Below are 18988 nucleotides of genomic sequence, written 5' to 3' on the forward strand. Positions count from 1 at the left end.
CACATAGATATAATAAAAGGCAGAGCTGCAGAAATTACAGCTCTTTAACGCCTTTTTTCAAATAATCAGCGCTTTTCCAGCGGTACCCATTCCTGCTTTTCCGGTCCTACGTATTCAGCACGCGGGCGGATTAAACGGTTGTCCGAATACTGCTCAAGAATATGAGCAAGCCAGCCGGAAACACGGCTTACAGCAAAGATGGGCGTGAAAATATCATGTTCAATTCCAAGGCTGTGATAAACAGAGGCGGAATAGAAGTCAACGTTAGGGAGAAGCCCCTTTTCTTTTGTTACAAATTCGTCGATTTTCACACTCATTTCGTACCACTTGGACTCTCCGGTAATATCTGTAAGCTGACGGGACATTTCACGGAGGTGTTTTGCGCGTGGATCGCCCTGCTTATAAACACGGTGTCCGAATCCCATAATTTTTTCTTTTCGTTCAAATGCTTTTTTGATATAGTCTTCTGCTTTATCAGCATCTCCTATTTCACTAAGCATACCCATAACCCGCTCATTCGCACCGCCGTGAAGCGGGCCTTTAAGCGCTCCAATTGCGGCTGTCACACCGGAGTAAACATCTGAAAGGGTAGCTACACATACACGAGCTGTAAACGTGGAAGCATTTAATTCGTGATCCGCGTGAAGCACGAGTGCTTTATTAAACGCCTTTTCAGAAGTCTCATCAGGTTCTTCTCCTGTCAGCATGTAAAGGAAGTTGGCCGCAAAGCTGAGATTTTCTTTTGGAGAAATCGGGTCCTTCCCCTGACGAATTCTGGCAAATGCCGTAACTATTGTCGGAAGTTGGGCCTGCAGCTTAATCGCTTTTCTGTAGTTTGCTTTTTCGTCCATTTCATCCGCTTCTTCATCAAATAGAGCGAGGTCTGATACCGCGGTCCGCAGTGCAGCCATTGGATGAACTTTTTCAATCGGCCAGGACTTCATCTGCTCAATCACAGCATCAGGAATTTTATTTGCCTGAGCAAGTTCTTTCGTGAAGGATTCGAGCTCTTTTTTATTAGGAAGGCTGCCGTTCCACAGTAGATAAACGACTTCCTCAAACGATGCATTATCAGCAAGATCGTCGATGTTATAACCTTGATAAGTTAAAACATCATCAATAATAGAGCTGACGCTCGACTGGGTTGCAACGATTCCTTCTAAACCTTTTGTTTGACTCATGCTACCTCTCCTTTACAAACAGAAATGCGGGGGTCGCCCGTTTTTTACAAAGGATTCCGCAAAAAAGCATCTGCAGCAGTTTCCCGGAAATTCCTTAATATTGCTGGAAAGCGGTTACTTAATAGATCAGCCGCTCAGACCAAAACATCCTTATTCTATGTATTTGGTAATGTCACGCTTTCTATTATACCATTTTTAGCAATTTTGTGAACGTTAAAATTTAGAAATGGGCCAAAGAATTACACTCTCTTTTCTGAATTTCATCCGCTGCTTATCCACCCAGGGAAGAGAAAAATTCCACTGTGCGCATGGCGAGATAAGCTATCCCTGCTCCAATAACCGGCCCGACAGCCACGCCGCCGAAGACTGCAACAGCCAGTATAGTTCCAACAACGAGCGCCACGGTAATGTGGGGATCGTTTTGCAGAAGCTGAATACCATTTGCTGCAATGACAGCAACAAATATTCCGGATCCGAGGGCAATCCACGCATAGGAAGAACCCATAGCTCCCTGCAGATCCTTCAGTCCGATTTCCCCTGTCATTATCGGAACCAGTACAGCTATGGTAATAATCGTCACTCCGATCTGAATTCCTTTTGACTGAATAAACGGCAGAACACTGTTTCCAAGCCCGGCATAGTAAATAACAAGCAGAACGGCTACAGCAATCATAAGTGTTTGATTCTTTGCGAAAAACCCTACAGCCAGCAGCAGAAGCATAAATAATAACGGTTGGTTCATAACTATTCCCCGCTTTCTATCTTTACAAACAAAAACTGCTTCTCCGGAATGACCGGAGGAGCAGCTCGTTCCCTAGTATTTTCTTCCATTTTGGTTGCTTATTACATATACATTCCCTGAATAAACCATTTTCTCATAAATTCTCTGCAGGAGCCGCTTGAATATTTCCCTGGTTGGTGGAATAAGCAGCAGAAAGCCCAGTGCGTCTGAAATAAAACCAGGTGTAAGCAGAACAACTCCGCCTATAAGGATACATATCCCATCGAGCAGCTCGTTTCCGGGCACCTGTCCTTGAGACGTTTTTAACTGTGCTTTTCGAATAGCCTGAAGTCCTTCACGTCTGGCAAGTGCCGCTCCAAGAATTCCGGTTAATATAATAAACAGCACGGTAAGTGCGATTCCAAAAGTATTCCATGATAAAAGAATAACGGCAATTTCCAGGGCTGGTACAACAATCAACAAAAGCAGTAAGATTTTTTTCACGTTCATCCCCCCTTCGCCATTCGTATTCATTATACATCATTCGCTTGATTTATTCTTTTCAAAGTCTTCCGGAATTAAAATTTATTCTTCAATCTGTTTCCGAATTTTTGTTAAAGCGGAGACCTGCGACACACTAAATTGAATTCGTTCCAATGTTTTCAACAGGCAGGCACAGCTTTGACTGATAGACGAAAAGCCCGATGAAACGATCGTCCATCGGGTCATCGGGCTTTTCCGGTGCATTCCTGCTTCAGCGAATCAGATCTGTTTTTATAAAATACTTGCAGACCCTTTATAAATCTTGCCCTGTGTACCATCAACCGTGACTTCATCACCTTCTGTTAATTTCGTACGGGCATCTTCGACTCCTACAACAACAGGGATACCGAGATTTAATCCGACTACAGCGGCGTGTGAAGTGAGACCGCCTTGTTCTGTAATAACCGCGCCGGCTTTTTCAAACGCTTCGATCATATCACGATCTGTATTGTTAGTAACAAGTATATCTCCCTGCTTCATTTTTTGAAGTGCGTCCTCCGTAGAGTTGGCAATCACGACATTACCCTTAACTACTTTACGACCGATGCCCTGGCCTTTAGCAATGATTTCTCCAATAACATGAACTTTAAGCAGGTTCGTCGTACCTCGTTCTCCTACAGGAACCCCTGCAGTAATAACGACTAGATCTCCATTTTTAACATAGCCGGACTTGAGCGATTCATCAACAGAAAGCTGCAGCATTTCATCTGTCGTACTCACTTCTGAACCTACCTGGGCATGTACTCCCCAGACCAGGGCAAGTGTCCGGCTAACACGGGCATTGCTGGTAACGGCAATGATAAGGGATTCCGGACGATACTTTGAAATCATGCGCGCTGTATGACCGCTCTGAGTAGCTGTCAGAATAGCCGAAGCCCGGAGATTCATTGCGGTATGGGCTACGGACTGGCTGATTGCTTCTGTAATCGTATTTTCACTTTCCTTCGTAATTTTACGGAGAACTTCTTCGTGTTTCATGGCAGATTCGGCACGAAGCGCAATGTTCTGCATCGTCTGTACAGATTCAATTGGATAAGCACCGGCTGCGGTTTCTCCTGAAAGCATAATCGCATCTGTGCCGTCCAGAATCGCGTTTGCCACATCAGAAGCCTCTGCACGCGTTGGACGCGGATTTCTCTGCATGGAATCAAGCATCTGTGTAGCAGTGATCACCGGTTTTCCCAAACGGTTGCATTTTTTTATTAAATCTTTTTGAACAAGAGGAACTTCTTCCGGAGGGATTTCCACACCGAGGTCCCCGCGGGCAACCATTAAGCCATCGGAAACTTCAAGAATCTCTTCGATGTTGTCGACACCTTCCTGATTTTCGATCTTCGGAATAATGTGGATATGCTCCGCCCCATGCTTCTCCAATAGTTCTCTTATGTCGAGTACATCAGCCGCTCGTCGTACGAAAGATGCTGCAATAAAGTCTACATCCTGTTCAATACCAAAAACAATATCATTCGCATCCTTCTCTGTAATACCCGGAAGATTTACGCTGACATTAGGAACGTTGACTCCTTTTTTGTTTTTCAGAGTACCGTTGTTCAGAACTTCTGTAACGAGTTCTTTATCTTTAATTTCTGTGACGAGAAGTTCTACGAGTCCATCGTCAAGAAGAAGCTTAGAGCCCACTTTTACATCGTTTACGAGATCCGGATACGTGACTGAAATAATTTCGTTATTTCCGACTACTTCCTCCATCGATACACGCAGCGTACTTCCTTTTACAAGCTCGGCTTCTCCGCCTTCAATTGTCTGAGTGCGGATTTCAGGTCCTTTTGTATCAAGAAGAATGGCAGTATCCGTCCCCGCCTTTTCAGCTGTTTCGCGGATCGTTTTAATTCTCGCGCCGTGTTCTTCGTGGTCACCGTGAGAAAAATTCAGACGGGCTACATTCATTCCCGCATTAATTAACTGGGTCAGTTTTTCCTGCGATTCACTTGCAGGTCCTATCGTACATACTATTTTCGTTTTTCTCATCTTCATATCCTCCTCAATATATCGTGGGCATCTGCCCGTACAAAAGCCGGGATCATCAAAAGATGTCCCAGCTCCATCAATTTAGTTCGTTAAATAGACAGCTCTTTGGAAAGCTGATACATATCCTGATCAAAAGCTGGTTTTTGAGCCAGAGCATCGCCGATCGCATGATAGACAATTTTATTGTTCTCAATTCCAACTACCTGTCCAGCTTCGCCTACGAGCAGAAGTTCAACTGCTTTAGCTCCAAGGCGGCTTGCCAGAACGCGGTCCCGTGCCGTTGGAGAACCGCCGCGCTGAATGTGTCCAAGAACAGTCACTCTTGTTTCCAATTTGGTTTCCTCCTGGATTGTACGTCCGATATCCACCCCGGAACCAACCCCTTCAGCAACAATAATAATACTGTGTTTCTTACCGCGTTCGTGACCCCGTTTTAAACGTTTTATAATCTCATCCATGTTCTCGTTCACTTCGGGTATCATAATCGTTTCTGCACCGTCCGCAAGGCCGGCCCAGAGTGCGAGATCACCTGCGTCTCTTCCCATCACTTCAATCACATAAGTCCGTTCGTGGGAGGTAGCCGTATCACGGATTTTATCAACAGCATCAATTACCGTGTTTAATGCCGTATCAAAACCAATTGTAAAGTCTGTACCCGGAATGTCGTTATCAATCGTGCCAGGCACCCCGACCGTCGGAATACCCTGTTCTGAAAGTTTCTTCGCTCCTTTGAACGAGCCGTCTCCTCCGATAACTACCAGTCCTTCGATACCAAACTTTTTCAGCTGGTCAATACCTTTCTGCTGACCTTCCTCTGTTTTAAATTCTTCACACCGCGCTGTATAAAGCACTGTTCCGCCCCGGTGGATAATATCCCCGACCGAACCGAGTTCCAATTTCTTTATATCTCCGTTAATTAATCCCTGGTAGCCGTAATAGATACCGAAAACTTCCAGGTTATGGTAAATAGCTTTTCGAACTACGGCTCTTATAGCCGCGTTCATACCCGGGGCGTCTCCCCCGCTTGTCAGTACTCCAATTCGTTTCATTGATTCATTCCACCTCGTCATATGGCATCAGATTCTTACATGAGTTAAAAATAACACTTTCAAAATTTAAAAACAATAGACATCCGACGACTATCGGATGTCCCTCCATGCCGGTAATTCGACAAAAATCCCTACTTTTCAGTATTGGCATCGTTTACATAGCTGTACTCTCCGATACGATTAAATTTTTCATAACGCTTTTCCACAAGCGTTTCTTTATCAAGATCTTTGAGTTCCTGCAGACTCTTCGTCAGAAAAGTTTTTATCGTAGCAGCCTGAGTAACAACATCACGGTGTGCTCCGCCTCTGACTTCGGGTACCATAGCATCTATAATCCCCAGTTCCAGAAGGTCCGGAGCTGTTATTTTCATTGTCTCCGCAGCATACCGGGCCTGACCGGCATCTTTCCAGAGAATAGAGGCTGCACCTTCCGGAGAGATGACGGAATAGGTGGAGTTTTCGAGCATATACAATTTGTCCCCCACTCCTAAAGCCAGTGCTCCGCCGCTGCCTCCCTCGCCAATTACTACGCAAATAATTGGAGTTCGCAGCCCGGCCATTTCAATCAGATTTCTGGCAATAGCTTCACTCTGGCCTCGTTCTTCTGCTGCTTTTCCAGGGAAAGCCCCTTTTGTATCGATAAAACAAATGACCGGTCTTGAAAATTTTTCAGCCTGTTTCATAAGTCGGAGTGCTTTTCGATAGCCTTCCGGATGGGGCATGCCGAAATTTCTGCGGATGTTTTCTTTTGTATCTTTTCCACGCTGGTGACCGATAACGGTGACCGGCTTTTCTTCAAAATTGGCAATACCACCGATAATGGCTGCATCATCTCCGTGCAGGCGGTCACCGTGCATTTCCATAAACTCACCGAAAATCTGATCGATATAATCACGTGTTGTTGGACGCTGCGAGTGTCTCGCCAGCTGCACCCGGTCCCATGGCTTCATATTTCCATATATATCTTCCTCGAGCTGTTCCAGGCGTTTTTCAAGCTTGTCAATTTCCCCTGATAAGTCGATGTCTTTTTCTTTTGTAAATTGTTTCAGCTCAGAAATTTTATCCCGCAGCTCTATAATTGGTTTTTCGAAAGGCAGTTGTTCAGCCATAAATTATTCCTCCTTTTCCCCTGTCTGGTGCATAGCAACGAGCAGCATGAGTGTTTTTCTCAGGTCATGCCTGTGTACCACCTGATCCAGCTGCCCGTGCTCCATGAGAAATTCCGATGTTTGGAAATCGTCAGGAAGTTTCTGGCGGATCGTCTGCTCAATAATTCTTCTGCCTGCAAAGCCGATCAACGCTTTCGGCTCAGCCAGGTTCACATCTCCAAGAGAAGCAAAGCTTGCAGAAACTCCTCCAGTAGTAGGGTGGGTCATAACACTGACGAAAAGGAGCTTTTCTTCGTGAAGCCTCCTCAGTGCAGTACTTGTTTTTGCCATCTGCATCAGACTGACAACACCCTCCTGCATTCTTGCTCCTCCTGAGGCAGAAAATAAGATCAGCGGACATTTTTCTTCTATCGCCTTTTCGATGGCACGGACGATTTTTTCACCTACCACCGAGCCCATGCTTCCCATACGGAATCGGGCATCCATTACCCCTATGATGACAGGCAGTCCTCCCATTGAAGCTTTGCCGGTCACGATTGCTTCACTGAGACCGGTCTTTTCACGGTCTTCTTCGGCTTTTTCTCTATATTCAGGAAAAGACAGCGGGTCTTCAGAGATCATCCCTTGATTAAATTCTTCAAAGCTTTCTTCATCAATCGTACAATGAAGACGTTCTCCTGCAGTAATACGGTGGTGGTAGCCGCACTGTTCGCAGACCATATCATTTTTGCGGAGCTCCTTTATGTAACAGATAGATTTACATTCCGGACACTTGGCCATCAGACCTTCCGGTACTTCCTTCTTTGCTTTATCTGCTGGTATTTTTGCGTTCTTTTTCTTTTTTGAAAAAAGGTCTCGAATCAAAATGACCATCCTCCCTCTCTATCTGTATAATCTTTTCCGCTCCGCGGTGTATAACTGAAAGTTTTAAAAACGGCTGTTTGTCAAATGAAGATGCAACGCCTCAACCGCTGCATGCTTGTCCCTCGCAGCCAGTGCTTTGTAAATGGATTCGTGTTCATCCCAGACATAGTTCATGCGGCCTTCCCTTGTCAAAGATTCCTTCAGAGCCACTTTACTGTATTCCACAAGCGGCCGCCAAATATTAAGCATCAGCGTATTCTGGCTCAGCATAACGAGCGTTTTATGGAATTGAATATCCTCCTCCACGGGGATCACCCCTTCGCTCCAGTGCTTTTTGGACTGCACTATCAGAACCCGCAGCGCTTCCAGCTGTTCTTGAGTAGCCCGTTCACAGCCAAGACGCACAGCCTCCACTTCCAGCACCTTCCTCGTTTCTGCCAGATCCTGCCTGGCTTTTTCATCTTTAAGGAAAAAGGCAGCCAGAATTTCTGCAAGGCGGTGACTGCCTGCTTTTCGAATAAACGTTCCCTCGCCTTTTCTTGTTTCTATTAAGTCAAGGAGTTCCAGAGCCCTCAAAGCTTCTCTGACCGAAGAGCGGCTGACGGATAACTTTTCAGCAAGCTCTCTTTCTGAAGGCAGTTTATCCCCGGCCTGCAGACTTCCCTGCAGGATCAATTCTTCAATGTGATGCAGTATGCGGACATAAACTTTTGATGATTGCTCCATGCTTCTTTGGCCACTCCTTTATTAAAGGAAAAGCTGCCCTTCCCTTACCCGGTCAGGACAGCTTTCCGCTCAGGCAGATCTTACGCGTCGTCTTCGATCATAGTAAGCTCACGGGTTTTTTCCGCTACACCTTCTGCATCGACCTGACGGCGTGCAACGCCGGTTTCCATAGCAGTTTGAGCAACTGCTTTAGCTACTGCCGGAGCTACCCTTTTATCAAACGGTGCAGGAATTACATAGTCTGCATTTAAATCATTTTTATGAACGAGAGAAGCAATGGCTTCGACAGCCGCTACTTTCATTTCTTCATTGATATGAGTAGCGTTCACATCGAGCGCCCCCCGGAAAATTCCCGGGAAAGCTAGAACATTATTGATCTGGTTAGGAAAGTCAGAACGGCCCGTACCTATTACGCTGGCTCCAGCTTCTTTTGCCAGGTCCGGCATAATTTCCGGTGTCGGGTTGGCCATTGCAAATATTATTGGGTCTGTGTTCATCGACTTCACCATTTCCGGAGTAAGGGCACCTTCCACAGAGACCCCGATAAATACATCTGAATCCTGAACTACTTCCGAAAGCTCTCCTTCCAGACCTTCCGAATTCGTTACCTGGGCAATTTCATGCTTCAGGTTATTCATGCCATAAGGACGTCCTTCATAGATGGCCCCTTTGGAATCACACAAAATAATGCTTTTGCACCCCATGCTTTTAAGAAGTTTCATAATTGCAATTCCGGCAGCTCCGGATCCGTTGATCACGACACGGATATCTTTCATCGATTTTCCGCTCAGCTTTAATGCATTCACGAGGCCGGCTGCTGTTACGATCGCTGTCCCATGCTGGTCATCATGAAAGACAGGTATGTTCATTTCACGTTTCAGCCGTTCTTCAATTTCAAAACAGCGCGGAGCAGCGATGTCTTCTAAATTAACTCCGCCGAAAGTCGGCTCCATCAACTTGACCGTATTGACGATGGTATCCACATCCGTTGTATTCAGACAGATAGGGAAAGCATCAACTCCGGCAAAAGATTTAAACAGCACAGCCTTCCCTTCCATAACAGGCATTGCTGCCTCCGGTCCGATATTGCCCAGACCGAGAACCGCCGTTCCATCAGAAACAACAGCTACCATATTTCCTTTTACAGTGTAATCATACACCGTTTTCGGATTTTCAAATATTGCTTTACACGGCTCTGCTACACCCGGTGAATAAGCAAGCGACAAATCATTCGCATTACGAACCGGCACTTTCGGTTTCGTTTCTATTTTCCCTTTTTTAACGCGATGCATGTGTAATGCTTCTTCTTTTAATGTCGCCACTTTCGCCACTCTCCTCTGATTTACGATTTCGGGGTGGTCTGACCACCCCTTTGCCATTCATTATTATACCAAAAACAAGTGTCTGTTACACCCCCGGCTTTCGGAAAACAACATGATTTTTACCTAATCGGGCCTGCAGCTTCTCCAAAAAAGCTTCATTTACAGCTACATTCCACATTTCTGAAAGCCTGACAATTTTTCCGTCCGAAGCATATTTCAATACTACCGGAACCTCACCCGGTGTGTTCTCAAGAAGTTCCTTAACTTCCTCAAGTGCCTGTTTCTCCGCCTGAATCGTTATATATAAATATAAGGCTGATGCATTCTGCTGTTTTTCGCGGTCAATCAGAGAGTCAACAAGGACGCACTTTTGTAAAATAATCTTTCGCTCTCCTTCATATTCCTCGATTAAGCCTTCGATAAACAGCTTTTCGTTTTTTATAAACTGCAGCTGGTATTTTTTAAAAGGTTTCGGAAAAACAGTAACGTCTGCTCCTCCGCTTTCATCCTCTATCTGCAGAAAAGCCATCTCATCCCCCTTCTTTGTTTCAATCGTGCGGATCTGTGTAATTAAACCGGCAATACGCACATTTTCTTTATGGCTTTTTTTTAGTGCTTCCATAATCGGAAGACGTTTATATTTTTGAAGGGTTTCCGCCTGTTCTTCCAGCGGATGACCGCTTAAATAACAGCCGAGCATTTCTTTTTCCAGTTTCAGCTCTTCTGTTCTGGCCATTGGTTTTACCTCTGCATAATCAGGATGAATTACTTCATCAGGAAACAGTTCTTCTCCCTGCTCCGTTTTTTTATCTTCCTGCTCTGCATATTCCAGAGCGGTATCAAGCGAGGCAAGGAGGATGGTTCTCGATTTTTTGAAATCGTCGAGAGCCCCGCTGAGAATCAGGGCTTCAAGCAGCCTGCGGGTCCGGATATGTTTTGGAAGTCGGCCACAAAAGTCGAAGAGATCCCGAAAAGGCTCTTCTCCTCTCGACTCCGCCACCGCTTGTGCAGATTTTTCATTCACAAACTTGACGCTCGTCAGCCCAAGCCGGATATTTCTATTTTCCAGTTTAAATCCTGCTTCTCCAGCCTGCACGGAGGGAGGAAGCACTTTCAGCGAATGCGTTCCAGCTTCATGGATCAGGAACGCCAGCTTTTCCTGATCATGCACGGCACTTTCCATAAGTGCGGTGTAGAATGCTTCCGGTGTTCGTGCCTTCAAATAGGCCAGCTGGTAGGAAATGACGCTGTAGGCAACCGCATGACTTCTATTAAAGCCATAGTCAGCAAACCGGGCTATCTGGCTGTAAACTTCTTCTGCTTCTTCCCTCCTGTAACCTTTTGATTCTGCTCCTTTAACAAATTGAACCCGGCCCTCTTCCAGAGCATCCCGCTTTTTTTTACTGACAGCCCGGCGAAGAATATCTGCCTCTCCAAGAGTAAAGCCTGCCATCAGAGAAGCGATCTGCATAATCTGTTCCTGATAAATCAGTACTCCATACGTCGGTTTCAAAATTGGCTCGAGATCCGCATGTATGTAGCTGATTTCTTCTTCTCCATGCTTGCGGGCCACGTATGTTGGAATAAATTCCATCGGTCCCGGACGATAGAGAGCATTGACAGCAACGATATCTTCGAAGGAGTTTGGCCTTAGCTGCTTCAGCACCCGCTGCATCCCCTGGGACTCCAGCTGAAAAATTCCGAACGTGTCTCCCCTTCCCAGAAGGGCAAAAACTATATCGTCATCAAACCTGATTTTTGTCAGGTCAATGGAGGCGAGTTTCGTAATTCTGTCAATCAACGTTAAATTACGAAGTCCGAGAAAATCCATTTTCAGCAGACCGAGCTTCTCAAGGTCCCCCATTGGATACTGGGTAAGCATCAGCCCTTCATGACCCTGCTGAAGGGGCACCACTTCCGGAAGCGGACGCCTGCTCATAACTATGCCCGCTGCATGGACCGACGTATGACGGGGCAGTCCTTCCAACTTCTTTGCTGCATGAACCACATTACCAATATCCGGCTTTTGTTCGATCAGTTTTTGAACAGACGAGAGCTTTTCCGCATCAGCAATTTTAGTGTTTGGCCTCGAAGGAATTAATTTTGCCAGACGGTCAATGTCATAGGGGTCACTCCCCAGCGCTTTGCCGGCATCTCTTACTGCCGCTTTAGCTGCAAACGTCCCAAAGGTTACGATTTGAGCGACGTGTTCTTTCCCATAGCGTTCTGCTACGTAATGAATGACCTTGTCACGATCGGCATCGGCAAAGTCGATGTCAATATCCGGCATGGAAACGCGCTGCGGATTTAAAAATCGTTCGAAGAGAAGATTGTAGGCCAGCGGATCCACATTCGTAATCTTCAGCACATAAGCCACAAGAGAGCCGGCAGCCGAGCCTCTCCCCGGCCCGGTTGTAATACCTTCCTTATGTGCGAACTGCATGAAGTCAGCCACAATCAAAAAATAATCCGCAAACTGCATTGATTCAATGATGGAAACTTCGTGCTCGAGCCTTTCCCATGCTGCCTGGTCCGGCTGTCCAAATCGTTCATACATTCCGTTTTCACACCACGAACGAAGCAGGACTCCTGCATCGTCTATTTCCGAATAACGCGGAAGCGTAATATCTCCCAGCTCCAGCTCCCATGTACACCTTTCAGCAAGGACTGCTGCGTTATGAAGGGCTTCTTCCCAGCCTTCGAGAGCGTCTTTCATCTCCTGTTCACTCTTCAAATAATAACCTTCGGATTCTCCTGCAGTACCGAGCTCAGCGAGAGGTGTGCCTGTGCGGATCGAAGTAAGCACACTGCAGACGTCCGTATCTTTTTCTTCCACGGCAAGGACACGGTTGGAACCCACCAGCTTTACTTCCCTGTCCTTCATCCAGCTTTTCAGGGCAAGCAGCTTTTCCCTCTCTTCTCTGTACCAGTGATTTTGAACTTCAATATAGACGCGGTCAGAAAGGACATTTGTTAATGCGTCCTGAACTTCTTCCGCTCCGTATAAATCTTTATCGAGCAGAAGTGTCTGCACAGGCCCGCGGTCCATCGGCTGGATGACGAAAACATTCTCCAGTGTTCTAAGATCTTCCAGCGTTGCGTATGTACTGCGTTCCTTCTCCGATGCGCGGGTGACGAGGGAAAGGAGCGAACGATACCCCTGATTATTTTCCGCAAGAAACAAAAGGTCATATTCCGCTCCGTTTTCTTTCATACGAAAGGCCAGCTTCACACCGGCAATCGGCTTTATCCCTTCTGCTTTACACGCTTCGTAAAAACGTACAGCCCCGTGCATCGCCTGTCTGTCCGTAAGGGCAAGAGAATCAAATCCGAGATCTTTCGCTTTTTTTACTAGCTCCGGTATTCTGGCTCCACTTTCCTGCAGGCTGAATTCGCTCTGCACGTGTAAATGGACAAAGGTCATATTTCTCCCTCCTCTTTTCCCGTCATTATAACACGAACGTACGTTCTTTTTCTTAGCTTCTTTTTTTATTGTCAACTTAAAACCACCTGAATGCAAGCGCTGCAGTTTTTATTCCCAGCTATTTCCTCGGTTGTGTAACTTGTTTTTCAGCTTCGTTAACAGTTAAGGGGTAAATTAATCGCTAATTCGACTGCAGGTATTTTCACTTTTGAACCAGGCTCATAACTTCTCTGCAAATACAGAGAAGAAATGGAATATCCCCCGCACAAAAAGTGTTTCATCAAACAAAATCCCCCTGTGAACGTTTTGTCACAGCGGGATTCTATCATTTCCTTCTTCGATTACGAATTGATTGCGTGCATACTGAATAATGCTATGAGAGCTTTTTACAGACTATCTTCTGCATATTTATAACAAATTCTATCTAACGTCTGTCTGCTGCAACGTTCCTCTTCCTTATTCTGCTTTTACAGGACGGACTTCTGTTACGCAGTTCATTCAGTTAATTTTGCATGATGTTATTTTACACGCAGCGGCTTCGGCAGAATTTTTCTGAATACTAATCTTTTTTATGCTTCTCTACAGAGAATATCGAGTTTAGCAAATATTTCATCAGTTTCTTTCCAGGTGTCCGCTTGTGCTCCGGAAGCCATCGGATGACCACCGCCTTTATGATCTTCAGCCAGCTTATGAATTTCCGGTTTTTTAGAACGCATCCGTACACGGATAATGTCCTCCTCCTCTACAAAAAAGACCCAAGCTTTCAATCCCTTTAAGTTGGAAAAGCAATTGACGATGGCTGAGGCTTCCTTTGAGGTGACAGAAAATTTCTCCAGCGTTTCTTTTGTAAGGGTGACGCGCGCAGCTCCTGAATCACTCACTTCCAAATTTGAAAGGACGTGCCCCTGAAGCCGCAGCAGTTCGAGAGAAGTTTCATCCATCTTATTGTAAAGTTCACTCCGGTCAAATCCGTGGGCAATCAGGCTGCCTGCAGAAGCAAAAGTTGCCGTGGATGTATTAGGGAATCGGAATCGGCCGGTATCCGCAACAATTCCCGCATATAAAAGCCTCGCTGCCTCCACCGGAAGAGGAACCTCGGTGAGCTCAGCAAGACGGCTGATCATTTCACACGTGGAACTGGCTTCGGTCTCCACCCACTGTATATCACCGAATTGATCAACTTCGGGGTGATGATCTATTTTAATGAGGAGCTTCCCTGTTTCCGCTCCTTCTCCGTCAATCCGGGCAGTGTTTGCTGTATCACATACGATCACAAGAGCATCCTCATAATCTTCTTTTTTTACATTATCCATCGCTGCTAAAAAGAGCAGGGAAGGTTCTGTTTCTCCGGCTGAAAAAATTTTTTTATGAGGAAAAGCTGCGTGTATCATTTCTTTCAGGCCTGCCTGGGCACCAATGGCATCGGGATCCGGTCTGACGTGCCGGTGTATTATAATCTTTTCATGCTCTTCGATTGCTTTCCAGATTTTTTTCATTATATCTTTGGACATCTTCATTCCTCCATCTTCCTTCTGTTGCGCCTTCTCTTCCGCTCCGCTACAATGATAAACGGTATATCTTTCATAAAAGGAGCAGTGACATGATAATTTTCCCCATTCTGATCATCGGGTCTCTCGTAATGTTCGTTTATTTTAAAGTCAATCAGGCAAGAAGCCAAGGTCCGGCTGCTACTGAGCTTTACAATGCTAAATCCAGTATCTGCCTCGGTATTTTTATACTCGCATTTGGTATAAACAGCTACATCAACCTCCAGACGACAACGGCCGCTGTTATCGCACTCATTTTTGGAGTACTTGGTGGAGCTAATCTCTATTTCGGATTTAAAAAGCATCAGCATTTCAAGCCGCTCGCCCGGTCTGAAAAGCAGGATGCTCCTGAAAAATAATGCAGCAGCTGCACCTGAGCATACAGGAGCTGTCCCAGTTGAATGGTGGGACAGCTCCTTTTTTCAGCGGTCTATCAGCTGGGCCATTAGCATCGCCTTACCTACAATCTGATCTTCATAAAAAAGCTCCACATCCACTTTCCCGAACTTCCTTCCTACTTCAAGCACATGCGGATGAATATGAATCATAGCGTCTATCTGCACCGGTTTCATAAAGAAAACCGTCATGTTCTCGACGACAAGATCTCCCTTTTTATACTTTCGCAGTACTCTGCTGGCCGACTCCGTGACTATTGTAGTAATAACACCGTAGGATATCGTTCCAAGATGATTGGTCATCTGCGGGGTTACTTCAAGCTGATATTTTGTTTTTTTCCCTTCTGACATATCTTCCAGGTGCCTCGTTACCAGATCTTCAATCGTTTCACCGATATGAGGCTGCCGCTGAATCATCTGCAGAGCTTTCAGGACATCCTGTCTGCTTATAACACCGATTAAGTGTTTCGAGGAATTAATGACTGGAAGCATCTCTATTCCTTCCCACACCATCATATGGGCGGCCGAAGCAACGGAAGTCTGTCTCGTTACTGTAATCGGCTGTTTCGTCATAACTTTTTCAATTTCCGTAAAAGGATTCGCTCCCATAATGTCTTTAGCAGTAACCATTCCCTGAAGCTTCCCGTCCCCATCGATCACCGGATAGCGGCTGTGCCCGGTAAGTTTGTTGAGCGACTGGTATTTTTCAACTGTATTCACCGTAGTCAGATGATCGGTTTCTTCGATGGAAATTAAGATGTCCTCCACTGAAATGATTTCTTTCTTAATCAGCTGATCGTAAATAGCCCGGTTTATCATTGTGGCGACTGTGAAGGTGTCGTAGGATGTAGAAATAATCGGCAGACTTCTTTCATCAGCAATCCGTTTGGCTTCCTCAGTCGTATCAAACCCGCCTGTGATCAGTACGGCGGAATCTTCTTCCAGAGCCATCTGATGGACCCTCTCACGGTTACCTACAATCAACAGGTTTCCCGCTTCCACGTACCGCATCATCGCTTCTGACTTCATCGCCCCGATAACAAACTTATTAAGGGTTTTATGCAGACCGTCACGGCCCCCGAGTACCGTTCCTTCAACAATATTGACAACTTCAGCATAAGTAAGTTTTTCTATATTTTCCTTTTGCTTTTTTTCAATACGAATCGTACCTACCCGCTCGATCGTACTAACGAGCCCTTGATTTTCCGCGTCTTTAATAGCCCGGTAAGCTGTACCTTCACTTACGTGTAATTCTTTCGCAATATGCCGTACGGATATTTTATTACCTACTTCCAGAGAACGAATAAACTGTAGTATCTGCTCATGCTTTGTCATAGTTGGGCGCACTTCCTTCTTTAAGAACTGTTTACTAATATTTCTCCATCTGTACTAACACAATTATAATCCTCCCTGACTGATACTTCAAGTGTCTTACGCAGATGAAAAATCCAGAGAAACTCCTTTTTGATGTAAGCTCTTTTGATATTTGGTATTGTTTTAGAAAAATTCACTCGCGGTCTGCTGTGGAGCAGATCTCCCCTACGGAAAGCGGCCACCTGACATGAAAAACATTCCTATCGTTCGAAAAGAAACGTAAACAGGAAATTATGAAATGAAATTATCTGTACAAGATAAATTTTGTTTCCATGGGGACGCTTTCCAGACGGAAGGTTGGTATCTCTGCAGCAGTGTGCGGATAACCGGAAGTTTCCTGCATTCTGGAGAACCTCTTTACTGCTTTTAGCATTTTTACTTTATTTTAATAGATTATTACAATTATTTTTACTTTTTACGATATTATTGTTTTCATAAAGGGTATAGTGCTAATGTAAAATATATTCACTACGTTCAGGAGGAATGATAAGGTATGCGCAGCCTTTACCTTCTCCTGTTATCCATATGCCCATTCCTGATAGTTATCGGCTGCAGCAGCAATGAACCCGCTGCTGACGTAACCGATGAAAATACAGTAGAGCTGGTTTTTGGAGAGCAGGAGGTAAGTTTAACTGCTTCCCACTACGCTTCTATGGCGGAAGATGCATCAGATACCTTTGATGATGCAGCCCCCCTTTTTACCAATGATGAGGAACAGCTCAGAAAATGGTTTATCCGTTATTATATTCAAATGCATGAGTATGGAGAAAATTGGTCCACAGACGAAATGATCTCCCTCGCCGAAGAAAGGCAGCATTTCGAAGAAGCATGGCGCACATACGCACGTCAGCAGTATGATGTAGAAGTAACTGAAGAAATGATCGATGACCAAGCCGCTTATAATATTGAACTGTACGAATCCAATACTCCGGCCTCTGTCCAGGGAATGGCTGAGGGGCTTGGAATGACGATCGAAGAATTCTTTATGGAATTTGACAGAGATCATGCTGAACGTACGGTTATCTGGGGGGAACTTTTCCCCGTCTTAAAAGAAAAATACGAAAATGATGAAGAAGCAGAAACCGTTTCTCTGGCAAGAAAGTACAGCGAGGAAGTTGTCGCCTCCCTTCAGGAGACTGATCCTTCCTTCCCGGGTATCGATCTCCCGGAATAAATAAGCAGCCTCTCACAAAAATGTGGCATGCACATCCCGGGGAACCTTCCAGCTGTGAAAAAGAGTCTGTTTAAAAAGCCTTCTTAAAGAATAGGCTACCTTGAAAATAAAAAAGATAAGCGATAGACGTACGCTTTCGTTTCCATGGGGACGCTTTCCGGGCGGGAGGGCGGAATGGATCTTCGGCTCGTCCTTGATCGCCCCGGAGTCGCCCCATGTGCCCTCCAGCTCCCGGTAAAAATACGGAGCAGGCTCTGTCTTCTAATAAAGAAGATCTCTTTTAACCATCATTCATTCCACCTGTATAAAGGGGAAGTTCCTTTCCTACAGAAAGCCATTTTCATCCTTCATGCAGCGATCCTGCATGAGGGTCTCTTGAAAAAACGCCTTGGCACTGGTTTTTACCTTGGTACCTTCTTGATTCAACCAGCAGGCTTTCTGTATTGGAAAATTAAAACGAAGCAGAAACCGGCGGACTCCTGTGGAAGAAGGAGATTGGAAGATCCCGCAGGGCATAAGCCCGAGGAAGCTGGAAAGCTCCTCCACGGCAGGCAAAGAAAAAGGAGCCGCAGGCACTCCAAAAAACAACACAAAGCTTTAACAAAGCCTATTCTTAAACCACCTGCCGCCCCTGTACTACTCCCCGCCCTGAGTCAAAGATAAAAAGGGACTGTCCTGTCGACTATATCGACTTATAGGACAGTCCCTTCTCTTATTTACTATTCTTTACGTTTTTTTATATTCGAACGGTGAAATCTTCAAACGTTTCGTTTACAATTCGAGCTCGTCTCCTGCTTTCATTGCAATACCTTCTGCTTTTTTCAAAGAATCTGCAAAAGCCTGCGGATCCTGTTCAATAACAGGGAACGTGTTGTAGTGTACCGGAACGACTTTCTCTGCTTTCACCCATTCTGCCGCCAGGGAAGCATCTTCCGGTCCCATCGTGAAATTGTCGCCGATAGGAAGAAAAGCAAGATCAATTTTGTGCTGTTCCCCGATAAGCTTCAAATCAGAAAACAGACCGGTATCACCCGCATGATAAATCGTTTTCCCTTCAGCTGTAAACAGAATTCCTGCCGGCATGCCGGTATAGACAATACGCTGGTTCTCTTCTTCGGTATAAGCGGAGCCGTGGAATGCCTGAGTCAGCTTTACTGTACCGAAAGCAAATTCGTGCTTTCCGCCTATATGCATCGGATGGGCGTTTACTCCCTGAAAACCTAAATACGTAGCAAGTTCGAAAGGAGCGACAACGAGAGCATCATTACGCTTAGCCATTTCCACTGTGTCACCTACGTGGTCGTTATGGCCGTGAGTGAGCAGAATAACGTCTGCTTTAGTATCATCTGCCACCAGGTCTGTTGTTTCATTTCCTGTGATAAAGGGATCGATGAAAATATTTGTACCGTTTGTTTCAATTTTCACTACTGAATGTCCGTGATAGGATACCTTCATTGTGTAACTGCCTCCTTGTAAAAAATTGTCCCTCTTCCCTTACCCTCTTCCCTTCTGAAATATGCATCAGATTATTATCGGCCCTGTGATATGATTGCGGTATCCTCATGAAAGAAAG

Annotated in this window: 16 protein-coding genes; 3 read left to right on the top strand and 13 right to left on the bottom strand. The window is 45.4% G+C overall.

Annotated features, from left to right (window positions below; genetic code table 11):
• Positions 1–65: 65 nt before the first annotated feature.
• The 11 genes from citZ to FTX54_RS12810 form a co-directional block, all read right to left on the bottom strand.
• Entirely contained in the window at positions 66–1181 is a 1116-nt protein-coding gene (citZ, locus tag FTX54_RS12760) for a citrate synthase (RefSeq protein ID WP_147803410.1), read from the bottom strand.
• A 271-nt stretch (positions 1182–1452) separates the two neighbouring features.
• The gene (locus FTX54_RS12765) at positions 1453–1923 is read right to left on the bottom strand and encodes a DUF441 domain-containing protein (protein WP_147803409.1); all 471 of its coding nucleotides are present in this window, start codon (positions 1921–1923) and stop codon (positions 1453–1455) included.
• 72 nt (positions 1924–1995) lie between these two features.
• Complete coding sequence (locus FTX54_RS12770) at positions 1996–2406, bottom strand: FxsA family protein (RefSeq protein WP_147803408.1); 411 nt, start codon at positions 2404–2406, stop codon at positions 1996–1998.
• Between the two features lie 270 nt (positions 2407–2676).
• The gene (gene pyk, locus FTX54_RS12775) at positions 2677–4431 is read right to left on the bottom strand and encodes a pyruvate kinase (RefSeq protein WP_147803407.1); all 1755 of its coding nucleotides are present in this window, start codon (positions 4429–4431) and stop codon (positions 2677–2679) included.
• Positions 4432–4520: 89 nt separating this feature from the next.
• Positions 4521–5480 (bottom strand): 6-phosphofructokinase, encoded by a 960-nt coding sequence (pfkA, locus tag FTX54_RS12780; protein ID WP_147803406.1) that lies wholly within the window; start codon positions 5478–5480, stop codon positions 4521–4523.
• Positions 5481–5611: 131 nt separating this feature from the next.
• Positions 5612–6589, bottom strand: coding sequence for an acetyl-CoA carboxylase carboxyl transferase subunit alpha (gene accA / locus FTX54_RS12785; protein WP_147803405.1), 978 nt, complete (start codon positions 6587–6589; stop codon positions 5612–5614).
• A 3-nt stretch (positions 6590–6592) separates the two neighbouring features.
• Positions 6593–7453 (bottom strand): acetyl-CoA carboxylase, carboxyltransferase subunit beta, encoded by an 861-nt coding sequence (gene accD, locus FTX54_RS12790; RefSeq protein ID WP_147803404.1) that lies wholly within the window; start codon positions 7451–7453, stop codon positions 6593–6595.
• A 63-nt stretch (positions 7454–7516) separates the two neighbouring features.
• Positions 7517–8179: a FadR/GntR family transcriptional regulator gene (locus tag FTX54_RS12795; RefSeq protein WP_147803403.1), complete on the bottom strand. Its 663-nt coding sequence runs from the start codon at positions 8177–8179 to the stop codon at positions 7517–7519.
• A gap of 80 nt (positions 8180–8259) precedes the next feature.
• Positions 8260–9471, bottom strand: coding sequence for an NAD(P)-dependent malic enzyme (locus FTX54_RS12800; RefSeq protein WP_246125606.1), 1212 nt, complete (start codon positions 9469–9471; stop codon positions 8260–8262).
• 115 nt (positions 9472–9586) lie between these two features.
• Positions 9587–12925: a DNA polymerase III subunit alpha gene (gene dnaE / locus FTX54_RS12805; RefSeq protein ID WP_147803401.1), complete on the bottom strand. Its 3339-nt coding sequence runs from the start codon at positions 12923–12925 to the stop codon at positions 9587–9589.
• Positions 12926–13494: 569 nt separating this feature from the next.
• Positions 13495–14436, bottom strand: a complete 942-nt coding sequence (locus tag FTX54_RS12810; RefSeq protein ID WP_147803400.1) for a DHH family phosphoesterase — start codon at positions 14434–14436, stop codon at positions 13495–13497.
• Positions 14437–14525: 89 nt separating this feature from the next.
• On the opposite strand from FTX54_RS12810, the gene FTX54_RS12815 reads away from it, so the two are divergent.
• The gene (locus tag FTX54_RS12815; RefSeq protein ID WP_147803399.1) at positions 14526–14831 is read left to right on the top strand and encodes a YtpI family protein; all 306 of its coding nucleotides are present in this window, start codon (positions 14526–14528) and stop codon (positions 14829–14831) included.
• 63 nt (positions 14832–14894) lie between these two features.
• Here FTX54_RS12815 and FTX54_RS12820 read toward each other — a convergent pair whose 3' ends face one another.
• Complete coding sequence (locus FTX54_RS12820; RefSeq protein ID WP_147803398.1) at positions 14895–16202, bottom strand: DRTGG domain-containing protein; 1308 nt, start codon at positions 16200–16202, stop codon at positions 14895–14897.
• Between the two features lie 532 nt (positions 16203–16734).
• Here FTX54_RS12820 and FTX54_RS12825 point away from each other — a divergent pair.
• Both FTX54_RS12825 and FTX54_RS12830 read left to right on the top strand, forming a co-directional pair.
• On the top strand, positions 16735–17415 hold the full coding sequence (locus tag FTX54_RS12825; protein WP_147803397.1) for a hypothetical protein: 681 nt from the start codon (positions 16735–16737) through the stop codon (positions 17413–17415).
• 174 nt (positions 17416–17589) lie between these two features.
• A complete protein-coding gene (locus tag FTX54_RS12830) occupies positions 17590–18078 on the top strand; it encodes a hypothetical protein (protein ID WP_187254507.1) in 489 nt (162 codons plus the stop codon).
• 108 nt (positions 18079–18186) lie between these two features.
• Here FTX54_RS12830 and FTX54_RS12835 read toward each other — a convergent pair whose 3' ends face one another.
• Complete coding sequence (locus FTX54_RS12835) at positions 18187–18870, bottom strand: metal-dependent hydrolase (protein ID WP_147803396.1); 684 nt, start codon at positions 18868–18870, stop codon at positions 18187–18189.
• Between the last annotated feature and the right edge of the window lie 118 nt (positions 18871–18988).

The organism is Alkalicoccus halolimnae, from assembly GCF_008014775.2.
GTDB lineage: Bacteria > Bacillota > Bacilli > Bacillales > Salisediminibacteriaceae > Alkalicoccus > Alkalicoccus halolimnae.

Excerpts from the sequence above, each read along its gene's own strand:
- citZ (WP_147803410.1), bottom strand. The coding sequence starts at position 1,181 with ATGAGTCAAACAAAAGGTTTAGAAGGAATCGTTGCAACCCAGTCGAGC.
- FTX54_RS12765 (WP_147803409.1), bottom strand. The coding sequence starts at position 1,923 with ATGAACCAACCGTTATTATTTATGCTTCTGCTGCTGGCTGTAGGGTTT.
- pyk (WP_147803407.1), bottom strand. The coding sequence starts at position 4,431 with ATGAGAAAAACGAAAATAGTATGTACGATAGGACCTGCAAGTGAATCG.
- pfkA (WP_147803406.1), bottom strand. The coding sequence starts at position 5,480 with ATGAAACGAATTGGAGTACTGACAAGCGGGGGAGACGCCCCGGGTATG.
- accA (WP_147803405.1), bottom strand. The coding sequence starts at position 6,589 with ATGGCTGAACAACTGCCTTTCGAAAAACCAATTATAGAGCTGCGGGAT.
- FTX54_RS12795 (WP_147803403.1), bottom strand. The coding sequence starts at position 8,179 with ATGGAGCAATCATCAAAAGTTTATGTCCGCATACTGCATCACATTGAA.
- FTX54_RS12800 (WP_246125606.1), bottom strand. The coding sequence starts at position 9,471 with ATGCATCGCGTTAAAAAAGGGAAAATAGAAACGAAACCGAAAGTGCCG.
- dnaE (WP_147803401.1), bottom strand. The coding sequence starts at position 12,925 with ATGACCTTTGTCCATTTACACGTGCAGAGCGAATTCAGCCTGCAGGAA.
- FTX54_RS12810 (WP_147803400.1), bottom strand. The coding sequence starts at position 14,436 with ATGTCCAAAGATATAATGAAAAAAATCTGGAAAGCAATCGAAGAGCAT.
- FTX54_RS12815 (WP_147803399.1), top strand. The coding sequence starts at position 14,526 with ATGATAATTTTCCCCATTCTGATCATCGGGTCTCTCGTAATGTTCGTT.
- FTX54_RS12820 (WP_147803398.1), bottom strand. The coding sequence starts at position 16,202 with ATGACAAAGCATGAGCAGATACTACAGTTTATTCGTTCTCTGGAAGTA.
- FTX54_RS12825 (WP_147803397.1), top strand. The coding sequence starts at position 16,735 with ATGCGCAGCCTTTACCTTCTCCTGTTATCCATATGCCCATTCCTGATA.
- FTX54_RS12830 (WP_187254507.1), top strand. The coding sequence starts at position 17,590 with ATGGATCTTCGGCTCGTCCTTGATCGCCCCGGAGTCGCCCCATGTGCC.
- FTX54_RS12835 (WP_147803396.1), bottom strand. The coding sequence starts at position 18,870 with ATGAAGGTATCCTATCACGGACATTCAGTAGTGAAAATTGAAACAAAC.